Origin of the sequence: Haloarchaeobius salinus (assembly GCF_024464185.1) — an archaeon.
In the GTDB taxonomy this organism is placed as follows: domain Archaea; phylum Halobacteriota; class Halobacteria; order Halobacteriales; family Natrialbaceae; genus Haloarchaeobius; species Haloarchaeobius salinus.
Window position 1 is genome coordinate 234,884 of sequence record NZ_JANHAU010000002.1, and the last position, 19,495, is coordinate 254,378.

The 19,495-nt window shown below is 71.0% G+C and carries 21 protein-coding genes; 14 read left to right on the forward strand and 7 right to left on the reverse strand.

The features are described 5' to 3' along the window. Window positions 1–121: 121 nt before the first annotated feature. A complete protein-coding gene (locus NO345_RS07750) occupies window positions 122–1,864 on the forward strand; it encodes a MutS-related protein (RefSeq protein WP_256298048.1) in 1,743 nt (580 codons plus the stop codon). On the opposite strand, the gene NO345_RS07755 is transcribed toward NO345_RS07750, so the two are convergent. Then, window positions 1,865–2,107 (reverse strand): glutaredoxin family protein, encoded by a 243-nt coding sequence (locus NO345_RS07755; RefSeq protein WP_256298050.1) that lies wholly within the window; start codon window positions 2,105–2,107, stop codon window positions 1,865–1,867. A gap of 192 nt (window positions 2,108–2,299) precedes the next feature. On the opposite strand from NO345_RS07755, the gene NO345_RS07760 reads away from it, so the two are divergent. Beyond that, complete coding sequence (locus NO345_RS07760) at window positions 2,300–2,854, forward strand: metal-dependent hydrolase (RefSeq protein ID WP_256298051.1); 555 nt, start codon at window positions 2,300–2,302, stop codon at window positions 2,852–2,854. Here NO345_RS07760 and NO345_RS07765 read toward each other — a convergent pair whose 3' ends face one another. Then, window positions 2,855–4,528 carry a hypothetical protein gene (locus tag NO345_RS07765; RefSeq protein WP_256298052.1) on the reverse strand — a complete coding sequence of 558 codons (1,674 nt, stop codon included), beginning with the start codon at window positions 4,526–4,528 and terminating at the stop codon, window positions 2,855–2,857. A 159-nt stretch (window positions 4,529–4,687) separates the two neighbouring features. Then, window positions 4,688–5,890: a hypothetical protein gene (locus tag NO345_RS07770; RefSeq protein WP_256298053.1), complete on the reverse strand. Its 1,203-nt coding sequence runs from the start codon at window positions 5,888–5,890 to the stop codon at window positions 4,688–4,690. 203 nt (window positions 5,891–6,093) lie between these two features. On the opposite strand from NO345_RS07770, the gene NO345_RS07775 reads away from it, so the two are divergent. The 7 genes from NO345_RS07775 to NO345_RS07805 all read left to right on the forward strand — a co-directional run bounded on the left by NO345_RS07775 (window position 6,094) and on the right by NO345_RS07805 (window position 10,626). Beyond that, window positions 6,094–6,891, forward strand: a complete 798-nt coding sequence (locus NO345_RS07775) for a hypothetical protein (RefSeq protein WP_256298055.1) — start codon at window positions 6,094–6,096, stop codon at window positions 6,889–6,891. Window positions 6,892–6,898: 7 nt separating this feature from the next. Beyond that, the gene (locus NO345_RS07780; RefSeq protein WP_256298056.1) at window positions 6,899–7,807 is read left to right on the forward strand and encodes a winged helix-turn-helix domain-containing protein; all 909 of its coding nucleotides are present in this window, start codon (window positions 6,899–6,901) and stop codon (window positions 7,805–7,807) included. A gap of 64 nt (window positions 7,808–7,871) precedes the next feature. Continuing rightward, window positions 7,872–8,150, forward strand: coding sequence for a hypothetical protein (locus NO345_RS07785; RefSeq protein WP_256298058.1), 279 nt, complete (start codon window positions 7,872–7,874; stop codon window positions 8,148–8,150). A gap of 44 nt (window positions 8,151–8,194) precedes the next feature. Then, on the forward strand, window positions 8,195–8,734 hold the full coding sequence (locus tag NO345_RS07790) for a DUF3267 domain-containing protein (RefSeq protein ID WP_256298060.1): 540 nt from the start codon (window positions 8,195–8,197) through the stop codon (window positions 8,732–8,734). A gap of 78 nt (window positions 8,735–8,812) precedes the next feature. Beyond that, a complete protein-coding gene (locus NO345_RS07795) occupies window positions 8,813–9,277 on the forward strand; it encodes a CopD family protein (protein WP_256298062.1) in 465 nt (154 codons plus the stop codon). Between the two features lie 92 nt (window positions 9,278–9,369). Beyond that, window positions 9,370–9,960, forward strand: coding sequence for an AsnC family transcriptional regulator (locus NO345_RS07800; protein WP_256298064.1), 591 nt, complete (start codon window positions 9,370–9,372; stop codon window positions 9,958–9,960). A gap of 60 nt (window positions 9,961–10,020) precedes the next feature. Then, entirely contained in the window at window positions 10,021–10,626 is a 606-nt protein-coding gene (locus NO345_RS07805) for a riboflavin synthase (protein WP_256298066.1), read from the forward strand. Between the two features lie 6 nt (window positions 10,627–10,632). On the opposite strand, the gene NO345_RS07810 is transcribed toward NO345_RS07805, so the two are convergent. Continuing rightward, a complete protein-coding gene (locus tag NO345_RS07810) occupies window positions 10,633–11,670 on the reverse strand; it encodes a PrsW family intramembrane metalloprotease (RefSeq protein ID WP_256298068.1) in 1,038 nt (345 codons plus the stop codon). 407 nt (window positions 11,671–12,077) lie between these two features. Here NO345_RS07810 and NO345_RS07815 point away from each other — a divergent pair, with 407 nt between their 5' ends. Further along, window positions 12,078–12,452: a DUF7532 family protein gene (locus NO345_RS07815; protein WP_256298070.1), complete on the forward strand. Its 375-nt coding sequence runs from the start codon at window positions 12,078–12,080 to the stop codon at window positions 12,450–12,452. Then, window positions 12,449–13,882, forward strand: coding sequence for a ribonuclease FAU-1 family protein (locus tag NO345_RS07820; RefSeq protein ID WP_256298072.1), 1,434 nt, complete (start codon window positions 12,449–12,451; stop codon window positions 13,880–13,882). The genes NO345_RS07815 and NO345_RS07820 overlap by 4 nt, the downstream gene beginning before the upstream one ends. On the opposite strand, the gene NO345_RS07825 is transcribed toward NO345_RS07820, so the two are convergent. After that, a complete protein-coding gene (locus tag NO345_RS07825) occupies window positions 13,879–14,178 on the reverse strand; it encodes a DUF6432 family protein (protein WP_256298073.1) in 300 nt (99 codons plus the stop codon). The genes NO345_RS07820 and NO345_RS07825 overlap by 4 nt on opposite strands. A gap of 126 nt (window positions 14,179–14,304) precedes the next feature. Here NO345_RS07825 and NO345_RS07830 point away from each other — a divergent pair, with 126 nt between their 5' ends. From NO345_RS07830 to ygfZ, 3 genes are all read left to right on the forward strand, one after another. Beyond that, on the forward strand, window positions 14,305–15,474 hold the full coding sequence (locus NO345_RS07830) for a DUF7093 family protein (RefSeq protein WP_256298075.1): 1,170 nt from the start codon (window positions 14,305–14,307) through the stop codon (window positions 15,472–15,474). 37 nt (window positions 15,475–15,511) lie between these two features. Beyond that, entirely contained in the window at window positions 15,512–15,901 is a 390-nt protein-coding gene (locus tag NO345_RS07835; RefSeq protein ID WP_256298077.1) for a DUF5611 family protein, read from the forward strand. 73 nt (window positions 15,902–15,974) lie between these two features. After that, window positions 15,975–17,072: a CAF17-like 4Fe-4S cluster assembly/insertion protein YgfZ gene (gene ygfZ / locus NO345_RS07840; protein WP_256298079.1), complete on the forward strand. Its 1,098-nt coding sequence runs from the start codon at window positions 15,975–15,977 to the stop codon at window positions 17,070–17,072. A 5-nt stretch (window positions 17,073–17,077) separates the two neighbouring features. On the opposite strand, the gene NO345_RS07845 is transcribed toward ygfZ, so the two are convergent. Together NO345_RS07845 and NO345_RS07850 are read right to left on the reverse strand one after the other, a co-directional pair. After that, on the reverse strand, window positions 17,078–18,001 hold the full coding sequence (locus tag NO345_RS07845) for a metallophosphoesterase (RefSeq protein WP_256298081.1): 924 nt from the start codon (window positions 17,999–18,001) through the stop codon (window positions 17,078–17,080). 38 nt (window positions 18,002–18,039) lie between these two features. Continuing rightward, window positions 18,040–19,122 carry a geranylgeranyl reductase family protein gene (locus NO345_RS07850; RefSeq protein WP_256298083.1) on the reverse strand — a complete coding sequence of 361 codons (1,083 nt, stop codon included), beginning with the start codon at window positions 19,120–19,122 and terminating at the stop codon, window positions 18,040–18,042. Window positions 19,123–19,495: the final 373 nt, after the last annotated feature.

Here is a 19,495-nt window from a genome sequence, read left to right on the forward strand (position 1 = left end):
ACGGTCCTCGCTCCCGTTGCGCTGGCAGAATCGGGGCGTGTTCCCCTCGCGGGGCCGGACGACGACGCTCACTCCGGCCGCTTCGGATAACCTCTTGGGGGAGGGGGCCCTGCCGGCAGGTATGCGACTCGAAGACTACTGGGGCGTCGGGCCGAAGACCCGGGAGCTGCTCGTCGCGGAACTCGGCGTCGAGCGTAGCGTCTCGGCCATCGAGTCGGCGGACGTGCGGACGCTGGCCGAGGCGGGGCTCTCGCGCGGTCGGGCGACGCGCATCCTCCGGCGTGCCGGCGGCGGCGAGGGCATGGGCATCCTCGCGACCGGCGACACGCGCTCGGTGTACAAGCAGTGCATCGAGCTCGCGCGCCGGCACGCCGTCACGCAGGACGCCGCCGACAGCATCCGCGTGCTGACGCCGCTGGCGCACCGCGAGGCGATGGCGGAGAGACTCGACGACGTGACCACCGCACGGGAGTCCTGGGAGGCCGTCACCGAGGACGACCGCGAGGCCATCCTCGACGCGTTCGCCGACTACGACGCGGCCGGCGGCGGCGAGCTCGCGGCCGTCGAGACCGCGCTCGCGCTGCTCGAACTGGAGCTGACCGAGGGGACGTTCGCGCCGCTCGCGGACCTCGACCGCGAGGGCCTCGCCGACGCCGCGGACGCGCTCGGCGCGCTCGAGGATGGCCGTGTCGCCCCCGGCGCGGACGAGCGCCTCGACCGGCTGCGCGACGCTCGTGCCGCCGTGGAGACGATGGACGCGAACGCGGTGGACGTCATCGAGGCGGTGCGGGACGCCGGCGCACGCTCGCCCGACGAGTTCCGGAGCGCGTTCGTCGACCACGTCCGCGGCCAGGCCGAGGTCGACGCCGAACGCATCAGAGACGCGGTTCCGGCGGACGCCCGCGACGCGACGGACTTCGTGGGTTCCGCACTGCGCTCGCTGACCCAGGAGCTCGCCACCGCCGTCGACGAGCGCGAGCGCGAGGTCCGGGTCGACCTCCAGCACGCCATCAGCGACGCCCGCGAGGACATCGACCGCGCCGTCTCGGCGGTGGACGACATCGCGCTCGACCTCTCGCTGGCGCGGTTCGCCGCCGCCTACGACCTCGCCCGCCCCCAGTTCGTGGAGGGCGAGGCCACCGTCGCCGTCGAGGGAGCCCGCAACCTGGACCTGCTCGCCGGCGACGCCGACGTCCAGCCGGTGCGCTACGCGCTGGGCGAGCACGGCCTCACGCCGCCGCCGGGCGACGAGCGCGTCGCGGTCCTCACCGGGGCGAACTCCGGCGGGAAGACGACGCTGCTGGAGACGGTCTGCCAGGTCGTCGTCCTCGCGCACATGGGCCTGCCCGTCCCCGCCGAGTCGGCCGAGCTCACCACCTTCGACGACGTGGTGTTCCACCGGCGGCACGCCTCGTTCAACGCCGGCGTGCTCGAATCCACGCTCAAGTCGGTCGTCCCGCCGCTGACCGGCGAGGGCCGGACGCTGATGCTCGTCGACGAGTTCGAGGCCATCACCGAGCCCGGGAGCGCCGCCGACCTGCTCCACGGGCTCGTCACGCTCACCGTCGACCGCGACGCCGTCGGCGCGTTCGTCACCCACCTCGCCGACGACCTCGAACCGCTCCCCGAGGAGGCCCGCGTCGACGGCATCTTCGCCGAGGGGCTCACGCCGGACCTCGAACTCGAGGTCGACTACCAGCCCCGGTTCGACCAGCTCGGCCGCTCCACGCCGGAGTTCATCGTCTCCCGGCTGGTCGCGGACGCCGACGACCGCGTCGAGCGCGCCGGCTTCGAGACCCTCGCGGCGGCCGTCGGCGAGGAGACGGTGCAGAAGACGCTCGCCGACGCCGAGTGGGCCGAGTAGTCAGCCCCCGTACGTCGTCTCCAGGTACTCGACGATGTTCGCCGACTCGTTCATCGTCACGCCGTGCTCGTCGTCGACCAGCACCGGCACCGCCCGCTGCCCGGAGACGCGCTTGACCTCGTCCCGCTCCGAGTGCAGCGCCTCCACCCAGATGCTCTCGTAGTCGAGGCCCTGCTCGTCGAGCTCGTCGGCGACCTTCTCGCACCACGGACAGCCCTCCAGCTGGTACAGTGTCAGGCTCATACCTCCGGCTTGGGCGCGGAGGGACTTGGTGGCACCGGCGTTTCGGGTCCGACGGCGGTGGTCCCGGACCAGTCGGGTGGCGCGCGGCCGTCTCGGAACCGCTCCGCGGTTCCGATGGCCCACCGAAAACAAACCCACGAACGTTCCCCGACGAAAACGCTCATTGCCGCCGAAGGCCCTAGAGGCACCAAAATGATGGCGACCACGCACGCGTTCGTCGGGCTCGCACTGGCGACCGTCGTCGCGTTCGTCGCACCCGAGTTCGGCGTCGCCGCGGCCACGGGTGCACTCGCGGGCGGCATCTTCCCGGACCTGGACCTCGCGGCAGCCCACCGCAAGACGCTGCACTTCCCGGTGTACTACAGCGTCGCGGCCGTTCCAGCGGCCCTCCTCGCGCTGGTGGACTCGACCACCACGACCGTCGCCGTCGCGCTCTTCCTGATCGCGGCGGCGGTCCACTCCGCGAGCGACGTGCTCGGCGGGGGACTGGAACTGCGGCCGTGGGAGGCGACCGGCGAGAAGGCCGTGTACGTCCACCCGAAGCGGCGGTGGCTCCGGCCGAGACGGCTGGTCAGGTACGACGGCGCGCCGGAGGACTTCGTCGTCGGGGCGGCGTTCGCGCTGCCGGGGCTGGTCGTCTTCGACGGCTGGATCGAGCAGGCGGTGCTGGCGGGGCTGGTGGTCTCGCTGGCGTACACGGTGGTCCGGAAGCGCCTGCCGGACATCACGCCGGAGCGGTTCCAGTAGTCAGGAGAGGGTGAACCGCTCGAACCGATTGACTGCGTAGACGTACGACAGCAGCGGCGCGGCGATTCCGGCGGCGACGACGACGCCGCTCACCGGGAGGAGCCACGCGGGATCGAGCCCGAGCGTCCACGGCGTGAGGAAGCCGACGAGGCCGTTGACGAGCCCGGCGAGCAGCTGGCGGGTGCCGGCGTCGGTCGCGAGCGCGACGTTGCCGGCGATGGTGACGAGCGCGACCGAGAACGCGGCGAGGGCGGTCTTGCTCGGCACGACGGCGTTCTTGTTGGCGGCGACCTGCACGCTGCCGAAGCGGGGGAACGTCATGCCGACGCCGATGGCGAGCAGTGGCGTGAGCAGGCTCCCGAGGATGGCGACGCCGACGGCCGCCGCGGCCTCGATGGGGGGGAGTGGGCTGAGGAACGCGACGGGGCCGACGACGACGACGGCGGCTGGTATCCCGACGACCGCGCCGGCGAGGACGTGGCCGACGACGTACTGCCGGCCGGAGATCGGTGCGGTGAGTGTGGCCTCGAGGGCGGGGCCGTCGTCGCCCAGCGGGTTGAGCGCGAACGCGAGCGCGACGGCCCAGGCGACGTAGAGGCCGAGGAGCCAGGGGAGATGGGTGGGGATGGTCCCCGTCCGGACGATGGTCTGGACGTCGGAGATGAGGAAGAACAGCGGGTAGAGCGCGTAGATGAGTTTGATCGGAGCGCGGCGGGTCCGGGTCCAGGCCACGCGGACGACGCTCCGGGTGGGTCGGTCGACGAGCGCGAGGAGGCGGTCGCCGACGGCGAGCCCGGAGTCGTCCTCGACGCGCTCGTGTTCGGTCTCGGTCGCGGGGTCGGAGAACCAGTGGTAGTTCGCCAGGCGCACCGCGAGGGCGTGCCCGACGAGGACGACGCCGACGGTGGTCGCGAGCGCGCCGCCGGCCCACAGGGGCGAGGTGTCGACGTTCGGCGCGCCGAGCAACAGCAGGTCCGCGTAGCCCGACAGCGGCGTCGACTGCAGGGGCTCGAACAGCGCCTCGGTGAGCACGGCGAAGCCGTTGCCGAAGATGAGCCCCATGTAGGCGAGGAAGGCGAGCAGTCCGATGGCGGTCCGGTTGCGCGCGATGGGCTCGTACCGGGTGACGAGGTGGCGGCCGACGAGCCCCAGACAGAAGCCGAGCCAGATGGCGGGCAGGAGGACGCCGACGAACACGACGGGCAGTGCGAGGAGGACGAGCGGGGCGCGGGCACCGTAGACGAAGCCGCCGACGGCGAAGCTGACCGGGACGGCCAGCCACGCGATGTAGCTCGCCGACTCCGCGACGAGGATGCCGGCGACCACGTCGCGGACGCGGGCGGCCAGCAGGAGCGTCTCGGGTTCGTCGATGCCGCCGCGCTGGGCGATGGTCCGGAACGTCGCCAGCGCGAGCAGACCGACGGCGGCGAGGCCGACCGCGCCGCGGACGCCGGCGACGAGTCCACCCTCGATAGGGAGGTCGCCGAGGTCGCCGGTGCGGAGGTCGCGGCCGAGGATGGCGAACAGGGACGCGCCGAGCAGCGATATCCCGCTGAACATGAGGCCGGCGAACGCCAGCGCGACGACCTGCACGGTGCTGTCGCCGAGCTTGCGGAGGGTTCGACGGAACTCCATCCGGGCGATGCGACGGACGTGTCGGAGGTCGACTACCACCGGGACCACGACGGAGCGTGCCGTCTGGCGAGCCGGCCGGGGCGTTCCGGGGGACGCACGGACTGGTGCATGCCCGGAACGTCGCCCGCGACCCAGTTAAATCGCTCCGACGACTGCTGGGACAGAAAACGCGGACGGGACGCCGGGAACCGAAACGGCTCAGACGTAGTGGGCCGCGACGACGAGCCCGTACCAGAGCAGGCCGCCGGCGACGAGCGACCGGCGCAGCTCGAAGTCACGGAACGAGCTCGCGCCGGCTGCGACGAGCCCGACGCCGACCGCGAGGCCGACGCGGTGGAGGACGATCTCGATGGGGAGCACGCGGATGCCGATGAAACCGTAGTCGATGACGACGCCCGTGCCGAAGCCGAGCGTGCCGAAGATGAAGCCGTCGACGGGGTCGAGGTTCCGGCCGGCGACGTAGGCGACGGCCGGCGTGGCGAAGACGAGGACGGGGTAGAGCGCGGCGACGACGGCGTTGGGGTCGACCGACATCGCGTTCTCGATGGCGATGCCGGCGAAGCGCACCCCGAGCAGGACCGCGGCCGGGCCGACGAACACCGCGACCCGGAGCCGGGTCCGGTGGGTCCAGACGCCGTCGAAGATGGTCCGCGCCGTCGACTGTGCCGACCCGAGCGAGACGCTGCCGAGCAGCGGGAGCGCGAGCAGGTAGACGATGGTCGTCCAGCCGTCGTGGTCGTGGGTGTCGCCGTTGTCGTGGTACACCCGCTGGACGTCGCCGGGCGGCATGGAGTCGATGAAGTCGCGTTCGATGTCGATCCGGGCCTCCTCCAGGCTGTCGACGGTGTGGGTCAGCGTGAACCAGTCGAAGTGCTCGGCGTGGGCCTGCACCGCGGTCCAGTTGCCGCTTCCGCTCTCGATCTGGTACGCCCGGATGTGGTACTGGCCGCCGAAGTAGTCGCCCCGGTGGAGCTGGTAGGACTGCGGCGTCCACGTGCCCTCGCCGTCCGCGTGTTCGTAGTAGACGTAGCGCTTCGCCCCGACGGCGTCGGCCCAGACGATGCGTGTGTCGTTGCCGAACTGCGGGTTCTCGTCCTCTCCCTCGGTGAACACCGGCTCCGTCTCGTTCCAGCCGTCGCCGCCGGCCTGGAGCCGTGCTTTCACCTGTTCGGGGTTGCCTCGGACGAGCAGGTTGAGTGCGCTGGCGCGGCCACGGAAGTCCTGCCGGCTGCTGACGTAGGGCCAGACGTCGGTCCCGGTCTCCCCGAGTGTGACGAGCGCCTCGTCGTCGTCCGCGGGGCCGCCGGGTGGCGTCTGGACCGACGGCGAGACGAACGTCGTGCCGAGCAGCAGGATGGTCACCGCGAACACCAGCACGAGCACCCGGTTTCGTGTCCACATGGTTCCGATGCTGCATCCTCCTAGCAGACGACGCGTGATAACAGTACCCGTCGCTCCACCCCCACACCTCGTCGACCACCTTCACGGACCGCCGGCGACTTCTGTCGCTCACCGCTACCAATAGCCGCTAGCAACTCACTGCGGCCAATCCCCACGACCAGCTTCAGTGAAATTTATAGGTCTCGGGGGCAAGACGATGGACGATGGAACAGCGCGACGACCGCGACGGCGAGGCCGTCGAGGTCGAGATACCCGCGGCGCTGGCCGACCGCATCGACCGCATCTTCGTCGACTGCCGTGGCTACGAGCCCGCGTCGTCACAGGAGAGCCTCAGCGTGCTCTGTGACCTTGCCGACGGCCGACTCGACCCGGCACCGGGCAGCGCGGACCGGACCGCGAGCGCGGACACCGAGTCGACCGCCGACGCGGCGGCCCCCGCCCCCGCTGGGCCGACGAGCGAGCTCGTCGAGCGCATCGACGAGGCGTTCCCGGCCCGCTGGGACGCCGACGCGACGGTCCGACGACGGCTGCACGCGGTCGTCGACCGCTACGTCCACAACCCGAACGAGTACACCGGCCACGACGAGCGCGAGGCCGACGCCATCGCCGCCGTCGCCCGGCGCGAGGGCGTCTCGCCCGAGGACCTCCGGACGGACCTCGTCTCGACGCTGTACGGCAACGCCGGGCTCCCGGACGACCTCGCCGGCGAGTTCTTCGGCGAGGCGATGCGCTCGGTCGTCGACGAGGAGCCCGACGAGCCGGACGAGCTCGAGCCGGACGAGGACGCGCTCCTGCGCGGTGGCTCGGCGGACGACCTCGATGCGGACCTCGGCGACGACGCCTTCGACGTGGAGAACCTCCTCGGCGAGGTGTCCCAGCCGACCGCCGACTGCGAGCGCTGTGGCGACAGTCACCCGGTCAACGACCTCGAGACGGTCATCGGCTCGAAGACCGCGACCATCGAGCTGCTCTGTGCCGGCTGTGCCGCCGACACGGAGTGAGGACGCGATGGCCGACACCGGCGACACCGGCGACACCGGCGACACCGACGACACCGGCGACACCGACGACACCGACGACGAGTCAGCGCCCTCCGACGCCTTCGCCGCGCTGAGCGACCCGGTCCGCCTGGACATCCTCGACGCGCTGACCGACCACCACCGGACCGAGGGCCACGCCCCCATCGGCTTCGCGGCGCTGCGCCGGCGGGTCGGGGTCCGTGACTCGGGACGCTTCCGCTACCACCTCAACCAGCTGCGTGACCGGTTCGTCGAGCGGACCGTCGACGGCTACCGGCTGACCGCAACCGGTGCGCGCGTCGCCGGGGCCATCCTCGCGGGCACCTACACCGAGTCGGTCTCGCTCGGGCCGGCCGAACTCGACAGCACGTGCCCGTTCTGTGGCAGTCCCGCGGTCGCGACGGTCCGCGAGGGGCAGTGCGTCGTCTCCTGCGCCGGGGAGCATCCGCTGTTCTCGTGGCACGTGCCCGCGAACGCGGCCACCGACGCGAGCCTGTCCGAGGTGGTCGACCTCGCCGAACTGCTCGCGTTCCAGGCCATCGAGCAGGCGCTCGCCGGCGTCTGCACCCAGTGCTACGACGGCGTCGAGACCAGCGTGGGTACCCCCGACGAGCCGGGCTTCCGCGCCGTCTGTGACACCTGCCCCGCTCGGCTCGTCGGCCCGATCAGCTTCCCGCTGCTCGTCGACCCCGACGTGGCCGGCTGGTGCCGCGACCACGGCTACACGCTCCGCGAGGACCACGTCTGGGAGTTCCCGTTCGTCGGCGAGGACGCGAGCGTCGAACCCGCCGGGGACGACGCCGACGGCGAGCTCGTCGTCACCGTCGCCATCGACGACGACAGCCTGACCGCCACGCTCGATGGAGACGGACGCGTCGTCGCGGTCGACGGGAACTGACAGCCGTCCTATAGAAGTTCTGTTCGCCGAGCGCCCAAGTGGGCAGCCGTCGTACGGGTGTCCGATGACGCGACGTGACGCCGACACCGGCCGCCGCTCGCTGTACAGGTCCGCCCGAAGTATGGTCGCCTCCCCGCTGCTGTACATCGGTGCCGTCACGGTCGTCGCCGGGAACGAACTCGCCGAACTACTCGTCGAGGGTGGCTACCTCTCCGAGACGCTCGGGGCGTTGGCGCTGTTCCCCATCGCGCTGGCGCTGCTGTACGGCCAGCTCCTCGCGCTGGCGTACTACCGACGGGAGCGCGGTCGGGACCCCGGCCGCACCTGTGGCGTCGACGCGTGACCGTGCCCGGGCGTTCAAGCCACCGGCTGGACAACTCCCTGGGTATGTACGTCGACCCGGACCCCGAATGCCACGAGGACGGCTGGGGGACGGCCCGCTCGACTGCCGTCGGCGCGACCGTCGCCCTCGCCGTCGGCGGCGCGTACGTCGCCACGTACGGTCTCGACCAGTACCTCACCTACGCCGACGTGCTGCCCGCGGGCGAACTCCTCCAGTTCGCCGTCATCGCCGCCGTGTTCGTCGTCCACGAGGCCGTCCACGCCGCCGCCTACGCGACGGTCGGGCGCTGCTCGTGGGACGAGATACGGGTCGAGGCCGGCATCGACTTCGGCGACGGGTTCGACCCGGTCCACGGCTCGGTGCATCCGACGCGGCCGGTCCGCCGCACGGCGTACTGGCTCTGCCTCGCCGCGCCCACACTGCTGCTCGGCGTCGTCCCGGCCGCGGTCGGACTCACCACCGGGAGCGCGCTGGCGACGTTCGTCGGCATCGTCGGGCTCCTGCTCGTCTCGACCGACGTCGGCCCCGCCGTCACGGCGTGGCGACACCCCGAGCGGGTCGCGGTGCCCGCCCCGTCGGGATGAGGGGGTGACGGTCCGCCTGTTGCCGCCCGCCTGCCGACTTCGGCAACCCTTTTGTCCCGTGCTTCGTCACCGACGAGCATGTCCACCATCGACGTCGTCGTCCGGATGATCCACAGCATCACCGCGGCCGCCTGGGTCGGGAGCGTGCTGTTCGTCGCGTTCGGGCTGCTCCCCTCCGCGCTCGACGGGTCGCTCAACGCCAGTCCCTCGCAGGCAATCGTCTCGCGGTTCCGCTGGCTCTCGCGTGGCTGCTCCGCGCTGCTGTTCGTGACCGGCGGCCACCTCGCCGGCACGCTCTACACCGTCGACTCGCTCACCGGGAGCGCGCGCGGTCACCTCGTGCTCGCGATGCTCGCGCTCTGGTTCGTCCTCACCGGCCTCGTCGAGGTCGCCGCCGGCAAGCTCGACCGCGGCTTCGACGACCAGAAGGTCCGCTCGCCCGCCCGCCAGGCGAAGCCCTTCCTCTACGCCGCCAGCGTCGTCGCCGTGCTCCTGCTCGTCGACGCGACGCTCATCGTCTACGGCTCCGGTCTCGTCTACTGACGTTCGATTCCGGGGCTCTGCCGCCACCGACCATTCGATTCCAAAGTCGGACCCGCACAACGCTTTTCGCCGTCGGGCCCGTCGTCCCGTCCATGCGCGACCTCGACGACACCGACATCGAGATCCTCCGCCTGCTCGCCGCCGACGCCCGCCGCTCGTTCGCCAGCATCGGCGACGAGGTCGGCCTCTCCGGCCCCGCCGTCTCCGACCGCGTCTCGCGGCTCGAGGAGGTCGGCGTCGTCCGCCGGTTCACCGTCGACGTCGACCGCTCGCAGCTCCGCGACGGCACGCCCGTCCTCGCCCGCCTCGCCCTCGAACCCGGGGCAAGCGGCGAGGTCGCCGCCGCGCTCCGCGCCGCCGACGCCACCGAGCACGTGTTCACGACCGCCGACGGCGACGTGACCGTCCACGCCCGCGTCCCCGACGCGGCCGTCCACCGCTGGCTCGACGGTATCGTGGACGTCTCGCAGGTGCGGGGTCTCGAGGTCGAACTCGTCGCCGACTCCGAGTGGTCGCCGAGCGTGGGCGGGGTGGACTTCGCGCTCTCCTGTGCGGAGTGCGACAACACCGTGACGAGCGAGGGCACCTCGGCCCGCATCGGCGACGACGTCTACCAGTTCTGCTGTGGCTCCTGCGAGGCGCGGTTCCGGGACCGGTACGAGGAGCTGGACGCTGGCGTGTAGGTGTGGCCTCGGTCTCGCGAGAACGGGAGCGTTTTGGGTGCCCGACCCCAAGCACCGCCAATGTTCACGGGAATCGTCGAGGAGACGGGCGAGATCGTCGGGGTCACGGACGCCGACGACGGTCGTCGCCTCCGTATCGCGGGCGACGTGGTGCTCTCGGACGTGGGCCACGGCGCGAGCATCAGCGTCAGCGGCGTCTGCCTGACCGTCGAGGCGTACGACGAGGAGACGTTCGAGGTGTTCCTGGCCGAGGAGACCGTCGCGAAGACGTACCTCGGGGACGTGGCGGTCGGCGACCCCGTCAATCTGGAGCGGGCGATGCCGGCGGACGGGCGGTTCGACGGCCACGTGGTGCAGGGCCACGTCGACACGACGGCGACGGTGCGGGCGGTGGAGTCGGTCGGCGAGGACTGGCGGTTCGCGTTCGACCTGCCCGACGGCTACGGGCGGTACGTGGTCGAGAAGGGCTCGGTGACGCTGGACGGCATCAGCCTCACGGTCGCGGAGCGGGACGCCGAGGGGTTCTCCGTCGCCATCGTGCCGACGACGTACGAGCTGACGAACCTGTCGACGAAGGAGCCCGGCGACCCGGTCCACCTGGAGGTCGACGTCGTCGCCAAGTACGTCGAGAACATGCTGGGCGAGCGGGCGACGGCTGGCGAGTAGCCGGCTTCAGCGACGGGGTGGGCTGTCGAACTCGGCGAGCTCGGGGTCGTCAGCCCGGTTCCGGTGTTCGAGCACGCCGGTCTCCCGGTAGGCGCGTTTGTAGTTCCGGAGCTTCCGGTAGAGGAACAGCCCGATGACGGTGTCGTAGGCGACGATGTAGACGATGCTGGCGGCGAAGCCGTCCAGCGGCGAGACGAGGGAGATGATGCCGGGGACGTAGCCGACGGTGATGTTGTAGACGGCGTGGAACAGCGCGGCCAGCAGGAGCCCCTTGACGACGATGGGGCCGTAGTGCTCGCGGTTGAACTTCGCGAGGCCCAGATAGAAGCCGGCGATGCCGGAGTAGATGACGTGGCCGGGGCCGGCGAGCGCGCGCAGGGCGGCGATGTTCGACCCGGCCTCGACGATGGAGACGCTGGTGCCGGTCGCCTCGATGAACTGGGTGATGTAGAAGGCGTTCTCGATGGTGGCGAAGCCGAGGCCGGCGACGGCACCGTACACCGCGCCGTCGATGACCGCGTCGAACTCGGCACGCCGGAAGGCGTAGATGCGGACCGCGAGCCACTTCACGAACTCCTCGCCCGGGCCGACGATGAACAGGAAGAAGAGCACGCCGCCGACGAACCCCTGCGTCGAGAGGCCGACGCTCGCGAAGACGGCGCTCGTGAACGTGTTGACGATGCTCGCGAACGTCGAGAACACGACGGCGAGGAGGAACGTACCGGCGAGCATCGGCAGGGGCTCGCGCGTGGTCACGTCGCTCCGGTAGACGTAGCCGGCGAGCAGCAGCGCGGGGACGAGCGAGAGGAGGACGAACGTGCCGACGATGGGGTTCGAGACGGTGGCGAGGCCGCCGAAGGCAAAGAGCGCGAGCGTGATGATCGTCGCGACGCCGATGACGACCCAGCGCGCGGCCGGTCGGAGTCCCTCGTAGATCGCGACGGCGATCCCGTCGAACTCGCTGCGCTGGTCCCAGGTCGCGACCTCGTACAGGTCCCGCCCGCGGTCGGCGGCGCGCTCTATCGGGTCCCGTCGTGGACTCATTGGCTCCGGGTTGGGGTAACGGCCCCGTAATGGTTCCCCCTACGGCAGTCGGCACCTACCTTAAGGATTGCTGGTCCATCTTAGTATGACATTGATTCACAGTATCCGTATTAGGGGTAGCTTATCAACCAGAAACCCTGTGTACGTTGTAATGACAGACCAGAACAGCCGGAGAATGCTCTACACCCCCCTCCCAACCGAGGAGGACGGTTTTAGAAAACCAGTACCGACACTAACACGACCGACAGACGCCCCATCCCCCACGACCGACGCACCGACCACCGAACCACCACGCACTTCTCGTCCGACTTCCACCGAATCTCCCAGTTCCTGGCAGGGCACCCCCGCGGACGACTGACCGGCCGGCGGAGGCCAGGTTCAAGACGCTGCTGCGAGTAGCGGCGGGTATGCACTTCGACCAGCGGACGCAGGCCGCCCTGCGCGAGGTCGGCCTGACGACCGAGGAGCTACAGGCCGCCTCCGAGGGCGTCGTCGAACGCGTCGCCGACACGGCCGCCGCGCTCGAGGAGTTCTTCGAGACGAACGACGTGGTCTACTCGGACATGGACCAGGCGCACTCGACGGCCGAGTTCCCCGAGCACACCGTCGAGTACTGCGACGTGACGACCCACGCCGCCGAGATGCGCGGTTGGCTTCGCTTTTCCACCTGGGGCGTCTACATCGAGGACGGTCGACTGCTCGACGACGGCACCGTCGAGCTGACGCTGGGGCCGAGCGTCCACGACCGGGTGCGGTTCGCGCCGACCCGCGACGCACTATGACGGTCCGGCTCCGGGGCATCTACACGACCGCGCTGACCCAGCTCCTGCTCGATGCCGGCGTGGACGTGGTGCAGGCGTCGCCGCCGATCCAGCGTCGGTTCGCCGACCACGACGCCGACCTCGCGGCGGTCCCCGACGCCGCCGCGGTCGAGACGACCGACGACAGGCAGGGTGTCGGCATCCACGGGGACGCCGGGGTCGTCACGACGGTCCGCGAGGTCTGCACCGGCGTCGGCCGTGACGCGCTCTCGTGGCCCGACCCGGCGGGCCGCGGTGCGGTCGTCGACGGCGTCGTCACGGAGACGCTGGGCTCCGGCGCGGTCGTCGACTGCGGCGACTTCGAGGGCTTCCTCCCGTTCGGCGCGACCGACGGCTACGTCGAGGACGGCGACGCGCTCCGCGTGCAGGTGACCGACCCGACGCCGCCCTGGGGCGACGACCGCGCCGAGCTGACGACCGAGCTGACGGTGCAGACCGGGCTCGTCGAGCTCTCGCGCGGGCGCTCCGGCGCGTCCGCGAACGTGCCCGGCGACCGTGCCACCGAGCTCGTCCGGACGGTCGAGCTGCTCTCGGCCGACGTCCCCGACGGCTGGGGGCTCCGCTGGCAGCGTGCCGCCGAGGACGCCGAGATGGATGCACTGGGCGACGCACTCGCGGGGGCCGTCGAACGCGCCGAGGCCCTCGACGCGGCGGTCGCCGACGCGCCACCCATCGAGGACAACGTCGGGAGCGACGACCCGGTGGTCGCCGACGGCGAGGCGACGGTCTGGGTCTGGTTCGGCCGCGAGAGCCGGTTCGGGCTGGACGAGGCCCGGCGCGAGGTCGAGTCGACGATGATCGGCCACCACCGCGTGAAGACGGCGGCCCGGTCGGCCAACACCGCCGTCGACTTCGTGGAGGCCGTCTGCGACGACCCCGGCGAGGGTGAGTTCCCGTTCCGCGCCGTCAGCGAGGGCTTCGGGCCGCGGCTGGGCGACCGTCTCGGCATCCACCACGGCAAGCCCGAGGGTCGGGCGTTCACGCTCGGCCGGGGCGAGGTCACCGAGTTCGACCCGGACGCGGGCACGCTCACCGTCGAGCGGTCGATGACCGGCGGCGGCACCTACGACGCGCTCGGCACGCCACGCGAGTCCGGCGACACAGCCGTCACGAAGCTGAAGGAGGGTCGCTGGTGGTACCCGACGGTGTACCGCGATTCGGAGGGGGAATCGAAGGGCACCTACGTCAACATCTGCACGCCCGTCGAGCTGTTCCCCGACGTGGCCCGGTACGTCGACCTGCACGTCGACGTGGTGAGACACGGGGACGGCACCGTCGAACGGGTCGACGACGACGAGCTCGACGATGCGGTCGCGGCCGGTCACGTCCCCGAGCCGCTCGCCGAGAGGGCCCGGCAGGTCGCGACCGCCGTCGAGCGGGCGCTCGACTAGAACGGCAGCCGACGACGGAGCTCGTCGACGAGGGAGGGGTCGTCTTCCAGGTCCTCGGGATCGGGGACGACCCTCTCGGCAGGCTTGATGACGGTCCGCGAGGCCGACGGCTGTTCGACGACGATGAGGCCGTCGTCCTTCAGCCCGGCCAGGGCGTCCTCGAGGGCGTCGATCTCGACCTCGACGTGCGACCGCAGTTCGAAGACGGTCATCCCGTCGTGCTGGCGGTCGACGAGGGCGTCGAGCACCGAAACGTCGATCTCGTCCCGGTCCCGGTACTCCCGCTTTGCCTTCATCACCCCACACTTCGCGTGGATACGATTTGATGTTTGTCCCTGCTTGACGGGTTCGCGTCGGACGCGTGTCAGACGCCGACTGCCGCGGCAGTAGCCTTTTAGGCACGGACAGGGTAGGCGCTCACAATGGGTCTGATGTGTTCGCTCCGTGGTCACGACTGGAGCGAGAGGGAACTGGAGGACGAGCGCGACGAGCGCGGGAACGAGGTCGTGCTGACGGTCCGGGAGTACGAGGTCTGCTCTCGCTGCGACGCCCGGAACCTCGTCAGCGAGAACACGGAGGTCACGTCGGTCGCGAGCACCGAGGACGAGGCGGACGAGGCGGACGAGGCGGACGAGACGGCTGCGGACGGGACGACCGCGGACACTGGACAGCACGCCGACACCGAGGGCGGCGACGACACCACGGTCGACGATGCGGCGACAGAGGTGGTGGAGGGCGGCGTCGGCGAGGACGGTATCGGCGAGGACGGCGTCGGCGAGGACGGCGTCGGCGAGGACGCCGCCGACGCGGTCGTCGAGGGTGACGACGCCGCCATCATCGTCGACGCCGAGGACGGCGATGAGGCCGACACGGCTGCGGCCGACGCCACCGAGGAACCGGCGGCGGCGACCGACGAGCCGGCAGTCGACCCCGCGGAGGAGGATGCGATGGTCATGACGGACGACGACGACGAACCGAGCGGGGCTGGCACGGACGCCGATGCGACCGAGGCCACTCCCGACGCGTCGGCGTCCTCGGCCGACCCCCACGAGGACCCCACGACGGACGACGGCGTCATCCTCCCCGGCGAGACGGAGTCGTCGACCGACGACGAGCGTGGCCACGGCGAGTGGCCGGAGCACGAGCAGGCGGCCGCCCCGGAGTCCGGCGAGGCCACGGCGTGGCCCGAGCACGAGACCGACGACGACGGCTACGACGCACAGGTCCCCGACGACGAGGCGGCCGACGTGGAGTTCGGCGGCGGCCTCGCACCGGAGGCCGAAGACGACGCCGGGGACGCCGAACCCGAGGAGGGCCACGACGCCGAGTTCGTCGACAACGCGGTCGGACGTGCGCCAGAGCGCGAGCGGGCGGAGCCCGAGCCGGGACGGTCGACCGACGGCGAGAGCGTCACCGGCATCGCCAGCGCGAGCGAGGTCACCGCGCCCTCGGAGGGCACGAGCACGAGCCCCGACGCCCAGCTCGTCTGCCCGGCCTGTGGCAACGCCGAGAGCCGGTCGCGCACCTCGCTGCGAGCCGGCGACATCTGTCCGGAGTGCAAGCGGGGCTACCTGGCGGAGACGGACGAGTGACGAAACAAGTAAACCGACCCCTGTCATTGACCCACCCATGAAGGAGTACAAGATGCGACGCGGCGAGTACCTCGAGGAACGAATCCCGGACCTCGAATCGACCGTCGAGGAGTACTTCGGTCCCATCACAGGCACCGAGGAGTACAAGGGGAGCGACCTGTTCGTCATCGCGGAGCCCGACAACCCCGTGTTCGAGCGCGTCGTCGCCGGTGCCGTCTCCTACTCCGGCAAGAAGGACAAACTCGCCGTCGAGTTCCACGAGCGCGACGTCGCCGACCTGGGCCCCGACGAGCTGGAGGCCGCCGGCGACGCCGTCGACAGGAAGAACGACTTCCTGCTCGAGGCGACCGGTCGCGACGCCAAGTCCCGCCGCAAGTCGATGAAGCGGTCGGTCGAGGACGACCCCGACCACGACGTCGACGCCTGAACGCAGTTTCTGCTCGTCTCCCGACCGGAATGGGAGCCTTTACCCGCGAACGACGCCAACCTCGGCACAGAGAATGACGGTCATCGAGTCGGTCCACGCGGACCACGGAGCCACGTTCACGGAGCGCGGCGGCCGTCGGGTCGTCGATCACTACGGACGTCCGGAGCGGGTGCACAAGGCCGTCCGGCGCGTCGTCGGCGTCATCGAGCTCGGCTACGGCGTCCTCGTCGTCTCCGGCGACGACCGCGTCGAGTTCGTCGACAACGCGGTCTCCAACCGGGTTCCGGCGGACGACGGCCAGGGCTGTTACGCGCTGCTCCTCGACCCGCAGGGCGGCATCGAGACGGACATGTACGTCTACAACGCGGGCGAGCGACTCCTGCTCTTTACGCCGCCCCAGCGCGCCGAACCGCTCGCCGAGGACTGGGCCGAGAAGGTGTTCATCCAGGACGTCGATATCCGGGTCGCCACCGACGAGTTCGCCACCTTCGGCGTCCACGGCCCGAAGTCCACCGAGAAGATAGCGAGCGTACTGAACGGCGCGGGCAGCCCGGAGGGCCACCTCTCGTTCGACCGCGGCTCGATGGGCGACGACGGCGTCACCGTCATCGCCAGCGACGCGCCCGCCGGCGACGAGGGCTACGAGGTCGTCTGCAGCGCCGACGCCGCCGCCAGCGTGTTCGACACGCTCGTCAACCACGGACTGAACGCCGCGCCGTTCGGCTACCGGACGTGGGACGCGCTGACGCTCGAAGCCGGGACGCCCACGTTCGACACCGAACTCGAAGGGAGGATCCCGAACGTCGCCGGTATCCGGAACGCGCTCGACTTCGAGAAGGGCTGCTACGTCGGCCAGGAGGTCGTCTCCCGCGTCGAGAACCGCGGTCGCCCGAGCAAGCGGCTGGTCGGGGTGGAGCCCGACGCAGTCCCCGAGTCCGGCGCGGCCGTCTTCGCTGGCGACGCCGCCGTCGGCGAGGTAACGCGTGCCGTCGAGAGCCCGATGCTGGAGCGGCCGATCGCGCTGGCGTACGTCGAGTGGGACGCCGCCGACGGCGAGACGGACCTGAGCGTCCGGTACGAGGGTGACGAAACCGACGCCGCGGTCGTCGACCTGCCGTTCGTCGACGGGAGCGACCGCTCCGCCAGACTGCCGGCGTACCCCGAAGCGTAGATTCCCTACACCTCCCGCAGTTCCACACCGCCGCCGCCCTGCCTGACCAGCGCCCGCAGCGAGTCCGGCGTCTCGACGAGCACGGCCTCGCCGCCCGGTGTCTCGCGGTTGTTCAATACCACGTCCCCACAGACGACGTTCCCGGTTCTCGTGGGCTCCTCGTGGCGGGTGTGGCCGACGATCTGCGGTGGTGCGGCCGCCGGAAGGTGGTCGAAGCCGAGCCAGAGCGGGCCAGCGCCCGGGCCCTTCACGTGGCCGTCGCCCCCGTCGAGGATGTGGAGGCCGGCGTCGAACACGGGATACTCGCCGAACCGGTCGACGACGCTCCGGAGGTCGTCCTCGGACGTGCCGACGACCGAGCGCAGGTCCGCGGCGGCCGCCGCTGCCTCGTCGTTCACCGCAGCGGGGTCGACGCCGTCGGGCTGGCCGGCGTGGCTGTACGTGTAGTTGTACCCCTCGTAGGCGACGGCCATGTCGCCGTCGACGATGGCGTCGTACATGGCACGCCGTCGGTCGTCGGGGACGGCGTCGCAGTACCAGCTGCCGTCCTCGGGGTCGTTCGGGAGCAGGCAGAACCACTCGTGGTTGCCCAGATGCTGGCGCACGTGGCCCTCGGGCGCTTCGTCACGGAGCCGGTCGACCAGGGCGAGACAGCCCGCGGAGTCCGGCCCGCGGTCGACCGCGTCGCCGTTGAACACGAAGACGTAGTCGTTGCCGGCCCAGTGCAGCCGGCCGTCGTCCCGCTCCTCGACGATGGGGTCGAAGGCGTCGTGGTCCGAGAGCGTCAGGAGCGCGCTGCGGGCCCGGTCGAGGTAGCCGTGAACGTCGCTCAGGCTGACGATGGTTGGGGCCCCGTAGAGGGTGGCGACCGAGTCACGTGCATCGGCGGCGACCGATCCGCTCGCGCTGGCGGCGGTGTCATCACTCATGCGCCGCTCTAGCGCCCGACCCGATAAAAACGCCCGCCTCAGGGGCGGAGCATCTTCTTCAGGTGCTCGACCGAGAGGACGCTGGTCGGGCGGTCCATGTGCACGCCGATCTCGCCCGACACCGACGCGAGCCCGAGCGTCTGGATCGGCTCCGGCAGCGAGTACGCCTTCCGGATGAGGTGGCCCAGCCGGATCTCCGTCGAGAGGTCGTCGCGCCACGCCGCCTCGTAGTCCGCCAGCGTGCGCGGGTCGTCCGGGTCCACCGTGCGCACCGCGTGGTCCACCGCGGTCATCCCGTAGAGGATGCCGCCGCCGGTGAACGGCTTCGTCTGCGCGGCGGCGTCGCCGACCAGGAGGCCACGGCGCGTGGTCACCACGCCCGGCGGCCCGACCGGGATGAGCCCCGAGCAGCGTCTCTCGATGTCGGCTCCGTAGCCCGCGACCAGCTCGTCGAACAGCTCGTTCACCTGCTGGCCGGGCGGACACGCCAGCCCGTACTCCACGCCCGCGTCGGCCCGCGGGATGCGCCACGCGAAGAAGCGCGGCGCGGTCAGGTGGACGTCCACGAAGTCCCCCGGGTCCGCGTCCGGGTCGAAGCCGAGCACGCCGTGGAGCAGCTCGCCCGGCTCGGGCAGGTTCAGTGCCTTGCGCACTCGCGACGTGGGCCCGTCCGCGCCGACGACCATCTTCGCCTCGTGCGTCCCGACGCCGTCCGGGCCGCGGGCCGTGACCGTGACTGAATCGCGCTCCTCCTCGACCTCGGTGACGGTGTGCTCCTCGCGCAGGTCAGCGCCCGCCTCGCGTGCGAGCGCCGCGAGATGGCGGTCCAGCCCCACGCGGTCGATGACGTTCGAGACCACGTCGTGCTTGTAGAACACGTGGGAACCCGACCCCGGTCCGCCGACGTGGAAGCGCGCGCCGAACACCTCGTTCTGGAGGAGCTCCGACCGCGCTTCGGGTCCGGTGAACTCCCAGATGTCGGTGCTCACGTGCCCCGAACACGCCAGCGGCTCGCCGACGCGGCCCTGCTCCAGCGCGAGCACGTCGTGGCCCGCCTCGCTCGCACGCCGAGCGAATCGGGAGCCGGCGGGTCCGGCACCGACGACGACGAAGTCGTACATGTCCGTCGGCTAGCGGGTCGCGGGTAAATACCTTCCTCGTCTGTTCTTGGTGGGTGAGTGTGAGTAGTGAGTGGCTTCTCGGTTTGTCGTGAGGGTTGCTGGTTCCGACAGCAGTCGGAAAAACCCCGTCAATCGTGGGACTCACTTGAACCGCGAACAGCCAGAAAGCCCCCGCGTTCTCCACTCCCGCGACTTGCTGCGCTCCTCGTTCCTGCGGTGCTTGCTGCGTCGGGGTTCGTCGAGAACGCGGCCCCTTTCAGTCCCATCCCGCACAGCACCGCAACCGCCCTCGAACCCCCCCAACCTCCTGCGATGCTCGCTGCTCCACGGCTCGCTGGCGCTCGCCGTTCCGCGTGGAGACGCTCCCTGGCGG